The organism is Nocardia amamiensis (genome assembly GCF_015477605.1).
Classification (GTDB): Bacteria; Actinomycetota; Actinomycetes; order Mycobacteriales; family Mycobacteriaceae; genus Nocardia; species Nocardia amamiensis_A.
On the sequence record NZ_JADLQX010000003.1, the window covers coordinates 60,749 to 76,841 of the forward strand.

A 16,093-nucleotide genomic window follows, 5' to 3' on the forward strand; every position below is an offset into this window, starting at 1 on the left:
CGACCCGAGCAGCCATGTTCGGGTCGCGCAGTGTGCGCAATACCCCCGCAGCGCCGACCGCACCGGTTCAGAATTGAGTTGCCGCGATCTGTGCGGCGGCAGGTACTACCGGTACCGCGGTTGGCTACTGGCGGTCACTCCTGGGTAGCCCGACCGCGGTCAGAACGTAGGACACGTCATGCAACAGCCTTCCCTTTCGGCGAAAGAAATGGACACAGTTCTTCCCGACGGAGCCTTCGCCCTGTCGGCGGCGCAGCGCGGCATCTGGTTCGCCCAGCATGTCGCCGGTGACACTCCGATATCCATCGCCCAGTACGTCGAACTGAACGGACCGATAGACGTCGACCTGCTCGCGCGTTCAGCGCGTCAGGCCGGGCGCGAATTCGGCACCGGCTACCTGCGCCTGATCGAGGTGGAGGGCCATCCGTTCCAATTCGTCGACACCACCCTCGATGACAGCCTGGAAATCATCGACTTCCGCGCCGAACTCGACCCGGACGCCGCCGCCAACGCCTGGATGCGGGCGGAGTACGAGACTCCGCTGGAGCTGACCCGCGACCGGCTGGTGCGCATCGCCATGCTGCGCGTCGGAGCCGAGCGCTGGTTCTGGTACTCGCGGATCCACCACATCGTGCTCGACGGCATGGGCGCGTTGACCGTGGTGCAGCGCACCGGGGAGCTCTACAACGCCGCCGTCGAGGGTCGGGAACCACCGCCCGCGAAAGCGGAGGACCTGCGCAAGATCGTCGAGGCGGATCTGGCCTACCGCAGCTCGGACCGATTCACCGCCGACCGGGAGTACTGGCTCGACCATCTCGACGGCATGACCGACCCGGTCAACCTGGCCGGCCGCACCGCGGGCGTGGACGGGCATCCACGCCGGGTCGAGGGCGACCTGCCCGCCGACACCGCGCGGATGCTGGACACCGTCGCCGAGCAGGTGTCCTCCGGCGTCGCGCCCACCGTGGTGGCTGCCTTCGGCGCGTACCTGTCCGCGATGACGGGCTCGCCGGAGGTGGTGCTGAGCCTTCCGGTGTCCGCGCGCACCACGGCGACGCTGCGGCGTTCCGGCGGCATGATCGCCAATGTCGTCCCGCTGCGGCTGCGCTTGGAGCCGGCCACGACCGTGGGCGACGTGATCCGGGCCGCCCAGGGCGAGCTGACCGGAGCGCTGCGCAGGCAGCGCTACCGCCAAGAGGACATCTTCCGTGACCTCGGCTGGCCGATGGACGAGACCGGGTCGTTCGGCCCCTCGGTGAACCTGATGATGGTCGACACCAGGATCCAGCTCGGCCCGGTGACCGGACGGCTGCACGTGCTGACCTCCGGGTTGATCGACGACATGTTCGTCAACCTGTATCCCGGCGTCGGCGGCGAGAGCACGCATATCGACTTCCAGGCCAACGGCCACCTCTACAGCGACACCGAGCTGGCCGCGCAGCACCGCCGGTTCCTGTCATTCCTGCACCGCTTCCTCGCCGCCGGACCGGACGCGCCGCTGACGACCATCTCGGTGCTGTCGGACGACGAGCTCGCCGCGTACGCCCCCGCGCGCGGCGCCGCCGGTGTCGCACCCCGCACGCTGCCCGCGATCCTCGCCTCGGGCGCTGCCCGGGATCCGCAGGCGACGGCGCTGGTCGAAGGCGCGACCGCGCTGACCTACCGCGAGGTCGACGACTACACCAATCGCCTGGCCCGGGTGCTGATCGCCGCGGGCGCCGGACCCGAACGCACCGTCGCGATCTCGATTCCGCGTTCGATCCGGTCGGTGCTGGCGACGATCGCGGTGGCCAAGACCGGTGCCGCGTTCGTGCCGATCGACCCGACCTACCCCGCCGACCGGATCGAGCACATGGTCGGCGACAGCGGGGTCATCACCGGGATCACGGTCGCGGCGGCGCGAAAGTCCCTGCCCGACCGGATGTCCTGGCTGATCCTGGACGACGAGAGCACCGAGCGGAGCTTGGCCGAACAGGACGCCGCCGCGCTCATCGAGGCCGAGCGAACCGCGGCGACACACCCGGACCAGGTCGCGTACATCATCTACACCTCCGGCTCCACCGGTTTGCCCAAGGGCGTGCTCGTGCCCCATCGCGGGTTGGCGAATCTGGTCGCGAGTTCCGGCGCGGGATTCGGCATCGACGCGGATTCCGTTGTCGCCCACGCCGTGTCGCCCAGCTTCGACATCTCGGTCGAGGAAATTCTGGTCACGCTCGCCACCGGCGCGACCCTGGCCGTGGTGCCGCCGTCGGCGTACGCGGGTGAGGAACTCGCACAGGTGCTGCGCGCGCACCGCGTCACCCACCTCAATGTCACCCCGGCCGTCGTGGGATCGCTGGACCCGGCGACGCTGCCCGATCTGCGCACCGTGATCGTCGGCGGCGACGCCTGCCCGCCCGAGCTCGTCATGAAGTGGTCCGGCCGCACTTTGCTGAACGGCTACGGTCCCACCGAGACGACCGTCACCGTGACGCTCAGCGCCCCGCTGGCGCCCGACGCGCCGGTCACCATCGGCGGTCTCGCCCGCGATGTGTCGGCCGTGGTGCTCGACCCGTGGCTGCGTCCGCTGCCCCCTGGCACCACCGGTGAGCTCTACCTCGCCGGTCCCGGTGTCGCGCGCGGCTACCACCGGCGCAACGGGCTAACCGCCGACCGCTTCGTCGCCAACCCCTACGCGACGGGCGAGCGGATGTACCGCACCGGTGATCTGGTGCGCTGGGTCGAGCACGACGGCCGGATCGAACTGGAGTACCAGGGCCGCAGCGATTTCCAGGTGAAGGTGCGCGGTTTCCGCATCGAACTGGGCGAGATCGACGCCGCCCTGCAGCGGCATCCCGACGTCGACTTCGCGCTCACCCTCGGCGTCGAAACCGGGTCGGGCGCGACCGCACTGGTGTCCTACGTGCTGCCGAAGCCCGGCGCCGAGGCGCATCCCGAGGCGCTGAAAGCCGCTGCCGGAGAATCACTCCCGGCCTACATGGTGCCCGCCGTGGTCATGGTGCTGGACAGCCTCCCGCTGACGCCGCTGGGCAAGGTGGACCGCAAGGCGCTGCCCGCGCCGGAGTTCGGCGCACGCGCGGTCACCAGCAGGCCGCCGTCCACGCCGCGCGAGCAGGCGCTCGCCGCGCTGTTCGCGGAGGTGCTCGGCCTGGACGCGGTGGGCGTCGACGAGAGCTTCTTCGCGCTCGGCGGCGACAGCATCGTCTCGATCCAGCTGGTGTCGCGCGCCAAGGCGGCCGGTATCGGGTTCAGCGCGCGGGATGTCTTCGAGCGCAAGACCGTCGCGGCGCTTGCCGCGGTCGCCACCGACGTGCCGACCGCGGAGGTGCGCGAACTGCCCGGCGGCGGGGTCGGTGCGGTGGAGCTCACGCCGATCGTGCACGCGATGCTCGATCACGGCGACACCTGGCGGCGATTCGCCCAGGCCGTATTGATCGAGCTGCCTGCCGGAATCGAGCGAGAACCGCTGGTCGTCGCGCTGCAAGCACTATTCGACCGGCACGACCTGCTGCGCTCGACATTGCGCCACACCGGCGACGGCTGGAGCTGGGTGGTCGCCGAACCCGGCTCGGTCGACGCCGATGGCTTGCTCGAGGTCGTGACCGCGGACGCCGATCTCGAGGCGAGCTGCGAACGCGAGTTGCAGCGCGCCGCCGATCAACTCGATCCGGAGTCCGGCGTTCTCGCGCGCTTTGTGTGGGTCGAGCGCCCCGACGCCGCGCCGCTGCTGTGGCTGGTGCTGCACCATCTGGTCACCGACGGCGTCTCCTGGCGCATCCTGCTGCCGGATCTGGCCACCGCCGCACTGGGCGGCGAGCTCGCGCCGGTCGGCACCTCGTTCCGGCGCTGGGCGCACGGACAGCGCGAGCACGCCGCGACTCGGGTCGCGGAACTGCCGCTGTGGCAACGTATCCTGGCCACGCCCGATCCGGCGCTCGGCTCCGCTCCGATGGACCCCGAACTCGACGTGGTGTCCACCATGGTGCATCTGACGACGGTGGTGCCGCCGGAGATCGCGCGGACCGTGCTCACCACCGCACCCGACCGATTCCACTGCGGCGCCGACGACGTGCTGCTCGCCGCGCTCGCGCTGGCGGTGGCCCGCTGGCGCGGCCGGACCTCGGCGCTGTTCACGTTGGAAGGTCACGGCCGCGCCGAATCCGTCCTACCCGGCGCCGACATCGCGCGCACGGTCGGCTGGTTCACCAGCGTCTACCCTGTCGCCGTCGACCTGGCCGGGATCGATGCGGCGGACGCGTTCGCGGGTGGCGCCGCGGCGGGCGCCGCCATCAAGGCGACCAAGGAACAGCTGCGGGCCCTGCCGGACAAGGGCATCGGGTTCGGCATGCTGCGCTACCTCGTCCCCGAGACGGCCGCCGCGCTCGCCGACGCGCCGACTCCGCAGATCAGCTTCAACTACCTCGGCCGCGCGACCACCGGCGGCGACGCGGAGCCCTGGCTGCCGCGCCGCTTCGCCGCGACCCAGGACGACCGCGCCCCGTTGGCCGCCGCGGTGGACATCAACGCCGTCCACACCGATTCCGGCCTCGAAGTGACCTGGGCCTATGCCGCACGCCTGTTCGAGGAAGCCGACCTCGCGGAACTCGCCGCGCTGTGGACCCAGGCCCTCGGCGCCCTCGCCGAGCACGCTGAATCCGCCGGGGCGGGCGGACGCACCCCCTCGGACTTCGATCTGGTCGCGGTCACTCAGGCGCAGATCGATACCTGGGAGCGCGCCTACCCGAACCTCATCGACGTGTGGCCGCTCTCGCCGTTGCAGTACGGCCTGCTCTTCCACGCGCTGTACGACTCCGACACCGCCGACGGATACACCGTGCAGTCGCTGCTCACCCTGTCCGGCACGGTGGATTCGGCCCGATTGCGCCGCGCCGCACAGGCTTTGGTGACCCGGCACGAGAACCTGCGGGTCGCGTTCGCCGAGACCGAGGACGGTCCGCGCCAGCTGGTCCTGGCCGACGCCGAGGTCGAATGGCACGAGGCCGATCTCACCGGTATCGCCGACGACGGCGAGCGCGCCCGCGAGATCGATCGGCTGATCGCGGTGGACGCGCGCACCCGGTTCGAGCTCACCCGTCCACCGCTGCTGCGCTGCACGCTGCTGCGGATCGCCCCCGACACCTACCGTTTCCTGCTCACCAACCACCACCTGGTGCTGGACGGCTGGTCGACGCCGCTGCTGGTGCGCGAGCTGCTCACCCTCTACGTCACCGACGGCGACACCTCCGCGTTGCCGCCCGCGCACTCCTATCGCGAGTTCCTGACCTGGCTGCAGACCAGAGACGACGCGGAATCAATTGCGGCATGGTCTGATTCGCTGGCGGGCGTGGACACCCCGACCCGCGCGGTGCCGACCCTGGCCGGAATCGAATCGGCCGAGACCGGCATGCTGTCGGTCGATCTGTCCCGCGCCACCGTGGCCGGGTTGGAGACCGCAGGCCGGGAGGCGGGCGCCACGGTGAACACCCTGGTGCAGGCCGCGTGGGCGATGCTGCTGGCCATGCTCACCGGCCGTACCGACGTGGTGTTCGGCGGCACCGTCTCGGGCAGGCCGCCGGAGCTGGCCGGGGTCGAGGAGATGGTCGGCCTGTTCATCAACACGCTGCCGGTGCGGGTGCGGCTGGATCCGGCGGAGAAGGTGGCCGACCTGCTCGCCCGCGTGCAGTCCGAGCAGGCGCGTCTGCTGGATCATCAGCACATCGGCTTGGCCGCCATCCACCAGGCGGTCGGCCTGCCTGAACTGTTCGACACCCTGACCGTGTTCGAGTCCTACCCGATCGACCGCGAGGCGCTGTCGCAGGCGCTGGACATCGCGGGCATGCGGGTGCTGGACGTGGAGGGCACCGACGCGACACCGTATCCGTTGAACCTCATGGTGATTCCGCTGCGCGGCGCCGACGGGCAGGACACGCTGCGGATCACGCTGAAATACCTGACCGACCAGCTTCCACCCGAATCGGCCCGGCCGCTGCTGGATCGCTTCGTCCGGTTGCTCACCCAGCTCGCCGACAACCCGCGCGCGCTGGTCTCCCAGCTGCAGTACTGCGACGACGCCGAGCGCGCCGCGCTGCTGCCGGTGCGCGGCACGGAATCGGCGTGGTCGGCCACATTGCCCGAGCTGCTGACCGCGGGCGCGCGGATCAATCCCGAGGCGGTCGCGGTCACCGCGGGTGAGCTCACCATGTCCTACGGCGAACTCGACGCGTGGTCCAACCGCTTCGCCCGCGTGCTGCTGCGCCGGGGTGTCGGGCGCGAGGTGTTCGTCGTGCTGGCGCTGACCCGGTCGCTGGAATCGGTGGTCGCGGTGTGGGCGCTGGCCAAGACCGGCGCCGCGTTCGCTCCACTGGACCCGAACTACCCGGTGGAGCGCATCGAGCACATGCTCACCGACTCCAAGGCGCCGATCGGCGTGACGGTCACCGCGACCGGCGAGAGCTTGCCCGGCTCGATCGACTGGCTGCTGCTGGACGACCTCAACACCGTCCGCCGGGCGATGACCGTCTCGGACGCGCCGATCACCGACGCCGAGCGCGGCGGACCCATCGACCTGGACCAGACCGCCTACCTGATCTACACCTCCGGCTCCACCGGCAAGCCCAAAGCCGTGCTGCTCAGCCATCGCGGTATCGCGAATCTGGTTGCCGCGCAACGTGAGACCCTCGATCTCGACCATACCGCCAGCGCGCTGCAGGTGGCCTCGCCCAGCTTCGACGCCTCGGTGTTCGAGCTGCTCACCGCGCACGGCGCGGGCGGCAGGCTGGTGGTGTCGCCGCCGGACGTCTACGGCGGCGCGGAACTCGAACAGCTGCTGCGCGACCAGCGGGTGACCCACGCGGTGATCACGCCGTCGGCGCTGGCCACCATGGAACCCGCCGACCTGGACCACCTGCGCGTGCTCGCGGTCGCGGGCGAGGCGGCGACGCCGGAGCTGATCGAACGGTGGGCGCCCGGCAGGCGCATGGTGAACCTTTACGGCCCCACCGAGTTCAGCATCTGGGCGACCGGTCCTGGCGAACTGGTCCCCGAGGAACCCATCACGATCGGCGGACCGATCCGCGGCGCCGCCACCATGGTGCTGGACTCCTGGCTGCGGCCGGTGCCGGTGGGCGTGCCCGGTGAGCTCTATCTGGCGGGTCCCGCGCTCGCCCGCGGCTACTTCAACCGGTTCGAGATGACGGCGAGCCGCTTCGTCGCCGATCCGTTCGGCGAATCCGGCGGGCGGATGTACCGAACCGGCGACATGGTGCGCTGGGTGACCGGCCCCGACGGCGGCTACGAACTGGAATATCTGGGCCGCAGCGACTTCCAGGTCAAGATCCGCGGCCTGCGGATCGAGCTGGGCGAGATCGACGCGGTGCTCTCCCGCGACGACGAGGTCGAGTACGCGGTCACCATCGGGCGCACCGGCCCGGCCGGGACCACCGTTCTGGTGTCATACGTCCTGCCCGCCGACGACGTGCTCCTGGACGTGGAGCGGTTGCGCGCCCAGGTGGCGGCGGAGCTGCCGGGGTACATGGTGCCCGGGTACCTGGTCGTGCTCGACTCGATTCCGCTCACGCCGGTCGGCAAGCTGGATCGCAAAGCCCTTCCGGTACCGGACTTCTCCGAGACACACCGCCCCTACCTCGCGCCGCGCACGCCGGTCGAGGAGGCGGTGGCCGCGGTGTTCGGCGACGTGCTCGGCCGCGAGCGGGTCGGCGTCGACCAGTCGTTCTTCGAGCTCGGCGGCAACTCGCTCAGCGCGACCAAGGTGGTCGCGCGGGTGAACGCGGCACTGGGGTCGCGGATCGCGCTGCGCGACCTGTTCGACGCGCCGACGGTGGCCCAGCTGTCCGCCCGGGTCGTTCCCGCTTCCGGCGCGGCGCAGGGCCGGTTCGAACTCGCACCGCGGATTCGCCCGGACCGCGTTCCGCTGTCGCCCGCGCAGCAGCGCATGTGGGTGCTCAACCGGATGGATCCGGCCTCGCCCGCCTACAACATCGCGGTGGCGCTGCGGCTCACCGGCGATCTGGATGTCACGGCCCTGCGCGCCGCGCTGGTCGACGTGGTGGAGCGGCACGAGAGCCTGCGGACGCTCTATCCCGCGGACGCGGAGGGTCCGCGCCAAGTGGTGGTCGGCGCCGACGTGGCCGTTCCCGCCATGCCGGTGGTCGACACCGAGGACGGCGCGGCGCTGCGCACCCGCATCTCCGAGCTGGCCGGCACCGGATTCGACGTGGCCACCCAGCCGCCGCTGCGGGTCGGCCTGTTCCGGCTCCACGGACCGGCGGAACCGTCCGCGGGTGCCGGGCCGGTGTCGTCGGGTCCTTCCACCGGGGAAGCTCCGGTCGCGTCCGCCTCTGCCGGGACCGCCCCGGTCTCGTCCAGTTACACGGTGGCCGAAGCGATGGCGGCGACTCCCTCGGTGCACGTCGTGGTGCTGGTCGTGCACCACATCAGCGCGGACGGCGCGTCCATGGCGCCGCTGGCCGCCGATCTGGCCGCCGCGTACGCGGAGCGGTCCAGCGGCGGGGACGCCATCCGCGTCCCGCTGCCGGTGCAGTACGCCGACTTCGCGCTCTGGCATCGCGAGGTGCTCGGCGACGAGGCGGACCCGGAATCGACCGCGGCACGCCAGATCCGGTTCTGGCACGAAACCCTGGCGGGCGCGCCCGACGTCCTGGAGCTGCCCTCCGATCGTCCGCGGCCCGCGGTGCAGACCATGCACAGCGCCGATGTCGGCTTCACCGTCGACGCCGAAACGCATGCCGAACTGGTCGATTTCGCCGCGGCGCAGCACGTCAGCCCGTTCATGGTGGTGCACGCCGCGCTCGCGGTGCTGCTCGCCCGGCTCGGCGGCACCGACGACGTGCTGATCGGCACCCCGGTCGCCGGTCGCGGGGAGGAGGCGCTCGACCAGCTGGTCGGCATGTTCGTCAACACCTTGGCGCTTCGCACGCCGGTCGATCCCGGAGCCGGCTTCGCGGCGTTCCTGGACACCGTCCGCTCGACGGATCTGGACGCCTTCGCCAACGCGGACGTTCCGTTCGAGCGGCTGGTCCAGGTGCTGGACCCGCCCCGCTCGACCGCCCACCATCCGCTGTTCCAGGTGTCGCTGTCGTTGCAGAACTTCGTCGAACCGGTGCTGGAGCTGCCGGGCCTGCGCTTCGAGGTCGAGGATTTCGACCGCGACGCCTCCCAGTTCGACCTGACCCTGGATCTGCGCGAGCGATTCAGCGAGAGCGTTCCGGAGGGCATCGACGGCGTGCTGACCTACGCGACGGATCTGTTCGACGAGGCGACGGTGGCCGCGTTCGCCGCCCGGTGGCGTCGTGTGCTCGCGACCGTGCTGGCGCGACCGGACGTGCGCATCGCCGATATCGACATCCTCGACGACGCCGAACGCGCGACGCTGGTGCCCGTGCGCGGTCCCGAAACCGCTGGAACGACCACGCTTCCGCAGCTGCTGGCCGGCACCGCGCAGCGGTATCCGGAGCGGCCCGCCATCGTGGCCGGCGAGTACACCACCACATACCGGGAGATCGACGCGTACGCCAACCGCCTCGCCCGCATCCTGCTCGAATCCGGCGCGGGCCCGGAAACCGTGGTGGCACTGGGCCTTCCCCGTTCGGCGGAGCTGCTCACCGGCATGTGGGCCGCCGCGAAAGCCGGTGCGGCGTTCCTGCCGGTCGATCCGAAGCACCCGGTCGATCGCATCGACCACATGCTCACCGACTCCGGCGCGACGCTGGGCCTCACCCTGGCCGAGTACCGGCCGATGCTGCCCGACAGCACGAATTGGCTGGTGCTCGACGACATCGCCCTGGTGGAACGCTGGAGCGCCGCGAGCAGCCGCCCGCTGGACCAGCGCGATCTGCCCGGTCCCATCCGGCCGGACAACGCGGCCTGGATGATCTACACCTCCGGTTCCACCGGCACGCCGAAAGGTGTCTCGGTCTCCCACCGCGGCCTCGCCGATCTCGTCGCGGCGCAACAGACAGCGCTCGGTTTGGATCAGCACTCCTGGGTGCTGCAAGTGGCGTCGCCGAGCTTCGACGCGTCGGTGTTCGAAGCGATCATGGCGTTCGGCTCCGGCGGCGCGTCGGTGGTCGCGCCGCCGGACGTGTTCGGCGGCAGCGCACTCGCCGAGCTGATCGACGCCGAGCAGGTCACGCACATGGTGATCACGCCGTCCGCGCTGGCCACCCTCGACCCCGACGAGGTGACCAGCGTGCGGGTGCTCGCGGTGGCCGGTGAGGCGGTCGGCGCCGAACTGGTCGAACGCTGGGCCACCGGGCGAACCATGGTCAACCTGTACGGTCCGACCGAGTCCACCATCTGGGCAACCGGTTCGGCGCCGCTCGAGCTCGGCTTGCCGGTCACCATCGGCACGCCCGTACAGGGAGCCGCCGTGCTGGTCCTCGACGACCGGCTGCGCCCGGTCCCGGTGGGCGTGGCGGGCGAACTCTACCTCGCCGGCCCCTCGCTGGCCCGCTGCTACCACGCCCGAGCGAGCCTGACCGCCGCTCGTTTCATGGCCAACCCGTTCGGGGAGGCGGGCGAACGGATGTACCGCACCGGCGATCTGGTGCGCTGGATCCGCACCGAGGCGGGACTGGAGCTGGAGTACTTGGGCCGCACCGACTTCCAGGTCAAGGTCCGCGGCCAGCGCATCGAGCTCGGTGAGATCGACGCGGTGCTCGGCCGCGCCGAAGGCGTCGATTTCGCGGTGACGCTCGGCGTGCCCGGCCCCACCGGGGCGACCGCACTGGCCGCGTACCTGGTCCGCACACCCGGGTTCGAGCTCGACGTGGCGAAAGTGCGCGCGTTCGCCGCCGATATCCTGCCCGGCTACATGGTGCCTTCGGCGTTCGTCGTGCTGGACGAGATCCCGCTCAACGCGGTCGGCAAGCTGGACCGCAAGGCGCTGCCCGCACCGGAATTCACCGCCGACCGCACCGAGTACCGCGCGCCGTCCACGCCGACCGAAGAACAGCTGGCCGCGATTTTCGGCGAACTGCTCGGCGTGACGCCGGTGGGCGCCGACGATTCGTTCTTCGCGCTCGGCGGCGACAGCATCCTGGCGATCCAGCTGGTGTCGCGCGCCAAGCAGCAGGGCATCACATGCACCCCCCTGCAGGTGTTCGAGCACCGCACGGTGACGGCGCTGGCCGCGGCCATCGACGCCGCGGGCACGGCGGTGACCCTCGAGGAGCTGCCCGGCGGCGGCGTAGGCGAGCTGCCGCTGCCACCGATCGTGCACTACATGCTCCAGCGCGGCGGGAACTACGACCGCTTCGCCCAGACCGCCGTGCTGGAGCTACCGGTGGGCATCGACCGCGCCCAGATCGTCGCGGTGCTCACCGCCGCGGTGGACCGGCACGACATGCTGCGCGCCCGGCTGCGCACCGACGGCGAGGACGGTCCGCGCATCGTGGTCGGCCCGCCCGGCTCGGTCGACGTGGACGCGCTCGTGCACCGCATCGAGTTCGACGCCATCGAGCCGATCGAGCTGCACGAATTCGCCATGACCGAACTGGACGCCGTCGCGCACCGGCTCGATCCGGCCAACGGCACCGTGCTGCAGTTCATCTGGCTGGACCCGGTGGGCGCAGCGGGTGCGCGCACCGGCGCGGGACGGCTGATCGTGCTGGCGCACCACCTCGTCATCGACGGCGTCTCCTGGCGCATCCTGGTGCCGGACCTGGTGGCCGCCTGGGCCCAAGTGTCGGCCGGCAACACGCCGGTGCTCGCGGAGACCGGAACCTCGATGCGGCGCTGGGCGCACGCACTGGTCGAGGAGGCCCGCTCCGAAGGCCGCCACGCCGAATTGGCGTACTGGCACGACGTTCTCGCCGGACCCGACCCGCTGATCGGCGGCCGGGAGCTGGACCCGGCGATCGACAACACCGACACGCTGCGCATGGTCGAGCGCGAGGTTTCCGCCGAGGTCACCACCGCGCTGCTCACCACCCTGCCCGGCCTGTTCCAGGGCAGCGTCAACGACACGCTGCTGGCCACCCTCGCCTTGGCGCTGGTGCGCTGGCGCGACACCGAACCGACGGCGCTGCTGCGGCTGGAAGGCCATGGCCGCCAGGAAGAAGTCGTCCCCGGCGCCGACCTGTCCCGCACCATCGGCTGGTTCACCAGCATCTACCCGGTGCGACTCGACCTGGCGGGGATCGACATCGATGACGCGCTCGCCGGTGGCCCCGCACTGGGTGCGGCCATCCGCGCGGTGAAGCATCAGCTGCTCGCGGTGCCGGACAAGGGCATCGGCTTCGGCCTGCTGCGCTACCTCGACCCCGAGACCGCACGGCAGCTCCCGGAACGCCTCCCTGGCCGGGTCGGCTTCAACTACCTCGGCAGGTACTCCACCGGCGACATCCCGGCGGGACTGGAGGGCATGGGCTGGCTGCCGACCGACGACCTGGGTGACGTGCACGTCCCCGAACATCCGGATGTGCCCCTGCAATCGGCGATCGACGTGAACGCCGTCGTCATCGGTGACCGCATGCGCGCGAGCTTCGGGTTCCCCGCGAATCTGCTCACCTCCGACGAGGTGGCCGAGCTGGCCGATCTGTGGATCGAAACACTCGGCGCGGCAGTCCGTTTCGCGCATACCCCGGCGGCACGGACCGCCGCCGAGGAAGAGGCCGCGGCCACCGCGCCACCGGCCACGCCCGCCGCGGGCGGTCTCGGACTCGACGTGGTCCTGCCGATCCGGCTCGGCGGCGACGAACCCGCACTGTTCTGCATCCATCCCTCGTCCGGGATGGCGTGGACCTACCTGGGATTCGCCGACGCGTTGGCTCCCGGCCGTCCGATCTACGGCCTGCAGGCCCCGGACCTCAGCGGCAAGGAACCATCCGCGCGCTCGATCGAGGAGTTCGCCGACCGCTATGTGCGCGAGATCCGCCGCCTGCAACCGGACGGCCCCTACCACCTGCTCGGCTGGTCCTTCGGCGGGCTCATCGCGCACGCGGCGGCGACGAAGCTGAAAGCCGAAGGCGCCGAAGTCGGTGTGGTCGCGTTGCTGGACGCCGACACGGCGGACATCGACGGCGACAGCATCGAGCGGCTCACCGCGGGCTCGTTCGTCAACACGTTCGGCTCCGTGTTCGGCATCCACGAAGTGCCCGAAGACGCGACCGCACAACAGGCGGCGGACCTGATCCGGGAGCGGCTCGGCGGTGTCTCGCTGGTCGACGCCGCCACCCTGGAGCGGATGGCCGGGTCGTACAACGCCGCCGCCCGGACCAGAACCGGTTATCGCCGCCCGGTGTTCGACGGCGACATCGTGTATTTCAGCGCGACCGTCGACACCTCCGACATCTTCGGTCCGGACGGCTGGCGGCCGTACGTGACCGGCGAGATCACCAACCACGACATCGAGGTCACGCACGACGAACTGACGGCGCCGCAGGTGCTGCCGGTCGTCGCGCGCGTGCTCGACGCACATCTTGGAGGCCGAGGATGAACTTCGATCAGGGAGTCGTCGTCGAGGGAATCGAGAAATCGTTCGGCACGGTCAAGGCATTGCGCGGAGTCGACTTCGCGGCCGAGCCGGGCGAGGTGCTCGGCATCCTCGGACCCAACGGCGCGGGCAAGACCACCACGGTGAACATTCTCTCCACATTGATCCAGCCGGATCGCGGCCGCGCGGTGGTCGCCGGGTACGACGTGGTCGCCGACCCGGCGGCGGTGCGCCGCAGCATCATGCTGACCGGCCAGTACGCCGCGCTCGACGACATGCTCAGCGGCTACGAGAACCTGGTGATGTTCGGCAGGCTGATGGGCCTGCGCAAGCCAGCCGCCCGCGCCAGAGCCGACGAGCTGCTCGCCGAATTCGATCTCGAGCGCGCCGCGGGCCGCCGGGTCGGCACCTACTCCGGCGGCATGCGCAGACGCATCGACATCGCCTGCGGCCTCGTCGTGCGCCCCGACGTGGTGTTCCTGGACGAACCCACCACCGGGCTGGACCCGCGCAGCAGGCAGGGCGTCTGGGACCTGGTGACCGGCTTCAAGAAGGCGGGCATCACCACCCTGCTCACCACCCAGTACCTCGAGGAGGCGGACGCGCTCAGCGACCGGATCATCGTCATCGACCACGGCGTGGTGATCGCCCAGGGCACCGCCGACGAACTGAAGTCGCGGATCGGAGGCAGCTACTGCGAGGTGGTGCCGCTGGATCTGAAGGACTTGCCCGCCATCGCCGCGGCGCTGGGCTCGCTGGTGCCGGAGGAGAACCGAGCCGCGCTCATCGCCGAATCCGACCGGATCGCCATACCGGCGCCGGACGGCGCGAAGACGCTCGCCGAGGCGCTGCGCCGGCTCGACGGCTCGGGCCTCGACCTGGTGGACATCGCCCTGCGCCGCCCCTCGCTCGACGATGTCTTCCTCCAGCTCACCGGACATCTGGCGACGGTCGAGCAGACCGCGGAGCCGGAGGTCGTGTCGTGACGGCGGCGACCTGGCTCTCCGAGACCCGCGCGGCCCCGCTGCGACCACAGCAATGGTGGGTGCTCACCACCCGGCTGATCGCGCCGTCGGTACAAAGCGGCGAGGTGCTCACATCGGTGCTGGCACCCGCGGCGTTCACGGCCAGCTTCTACATCCCGCTGAAGACCGTGATGACCTTCTCCGGCACGGGGTTCAGCAGCTACGCGCAATTCATGATGCCGCTGGTGGTGCTGCAGGCGGCCGCGTTCACGGCGGTGTCGGCGGCCTTCCGCGCCGCCACCGATTCGGTCGCGGGACTCAACCGGCGCTTCGGCGCGATGCCGATTCCGCCGCTGGTTCCGGTGGCGGCGCGCATGTCCGGCAATCTCTTCCGCTTCGCCATCGGCCTGATCACCGCGTTGATCTGCGGGCACGTCATCGGATTCCGCTTCTATCTCGGTACCGCGCACACCACCGGCTTCGTGCTGTTCTCCTTGCTCATCGGGCTCGCGCTGATGCTGGGCGGAGATGTGATCGGGACGGTCTCGCGCAACCCGGAGGCGACCGCGCAGGCGCTGGTACTGCCGCCGTTGATCTTCGGCATGCTGTCCACGGGCCTGGCTCCGGCGCACCAGTTCCCCGCGTGGGTGCAGCCGTTCGTGCGCAATCAGCCGGTCTCGCAATGGGCCATCGCCTTGCGGGCGTTCGCCGGGGACAAGGGACCGAACGCCGGGGAGGTGACCTGGTCGCTGCTCGGCCCGCCGTTGGCATGGGCGATCGCAATCCTGATCATCTGCGTTCCGCTGTCGATCCGGTTGAGCTCGAGGAGGGCGTGATGGTGCTGCTGGCCGATCGCAGGGACGATCTGCATCCCGGCTCGGAAGTGTCGATGTCGGCGCTGGCGCGGCACACGCTGATCCAGACGCAACGGTTGCTGCTGCGCTGGGCGCGCAACCCGGTGACGCTGCTGGAGACGCTGATCATCCCGTGCCTGCTGTTGATCATGCTGAACACCGTGATCGGCGGACAGATCGAGAAGTTCACCGGCGACAGCGCCCTGTACGGGTCGGTGCCGATGGTCACCCTGGTCGCCGCCCTGTCCGGCGCGGTGGCCGGTGGCATCCTGCTCGGCCGGGAGCGCGACGCGGGGCTGCTCGCCCGCTTCTGGGTGCTGCCGGTGCACCGCGCCTCGGGCCTCGCCTCCCGCGTCCTCGCGGAGGGCTGCCGCATCGTCGGGTGCACCTTCGCGGTCGTACTGGTCGGCTTCCTGCTCGGATTCCGCTTCCATCAGGGCATCGCGGCGACGATCGCCTTCCTGATCATCCCGGTGCTCTTCGGCTTGGCCTTCGCCACCATCGTCACCGCGGTCGCCGTCTTCACGGCGAAAGCGACACTGGTGGAAGGCATCACCATCATCACCTCGCTGATGATGTTCTTCAGCACCGGGTTCGTCCCGCTGCAGGCCTTCCCGAAGTGGATCCAGCCCGTGGTGCACAACCAACCGATGTCGGTGGCCGTGGACTCCATGCGCGCCCTCGCCTACGACGGCCCGCTGGCTCGACCGCTCACGCTGACGTTCGTCTGGTCGCTCGGCGCGATCGTCCTCTTCGCCGTTCCCGCGGCCATCGGCTACCGCAGGGCCAGCCGAAAATGA

The 16,093-nt window shown here is 70.6% G+C and carries 4 protein-coding genes; all 4 read left to right on the forward strand.

What is annotated here, in order from left to right; genetic code table 11:
* Positions 1-178 precede the first annotated feature (178 nt).
* Genes IU459_RS04895 through IU459_RS04910 form a run of 4 tightly spaced genes read left to right on the forward strand, consistent with a single transcriptional unit; the run spans position 179 to position 16,093 of the window.
* Entirely contained in the window at positions 179-13,477 is a 13,299-nt protein-coding gene (locus IU459_RS04895; protein WP_195128257.1) for a non-ribosomal peptide synthetase, read from the forward strand.
* Positions 13,474-14,460 (forward strand): ATP-binding cassette domain-containing protein, encoded by a 987-nt coding sequence (locus tag IU459_RS04900; protein ID WP_195128258.1) that lies wholly within the window; start codon positions 13,474-13,476, stop codon positions 14,458-14,460. Before IU459_RS04895 ends, IU459_RS04900 begins: the two co-directional genes overlap by 4 nt.
* Positions 14,457-15,275: an antibiotic transporter gene (locus IU459_RS04905; RefSeq protein WP_195128259.1), complete on the forward strand. Its 819-nt coding sequence runs from the start codon at positions 14,457-14,459 to the stop codon at positions 15,273-15,275. The genes IU459_RS04900 and IU459_RS04905 overlap by 4 nt, the downstream gene beginning before the upstream one ends.
* Positions 15,275-16,093 carry an ABC transporter permease gene (locus tag IU459_RS04910; protein ID WP_195128260.1) on the forward strand — a complete coding sequence of 273 codons (819 nt, stop codon included), beginning with the start codon at positions 15,275-15,277 and terminating at the stop codon, positions 16,091-16,093. Before IU459_RS04905 ends, IU459_RS04910 begins: the two co-directional genes overlap by 1 nt.

Bases quoted from the DNA above. Each gene is read 5' to 3' on its own strand.
- IU459_RS04895 (WP_195128257.1), top strand. From the start codon at position 179: ATGCAACAGCCTTCCCTTTCGGCGAAAGAAATGGACACAGTTCTTCCC.
- IU459_RS04900 (WP_195128258.1), top strand. From the start codon at position 13,474: ATGAACTTCGATCAGGGAGTCGTCGTCGAGGGAATCGAGAAATCGTTC.
- IU459_RS04910 (WP_195128260.1), top strand. From the start codon at position 15,275: ATGGTGCTGCTGGCCGATCGCAGGGACGATCTGCATCCCGGCTCGGAA.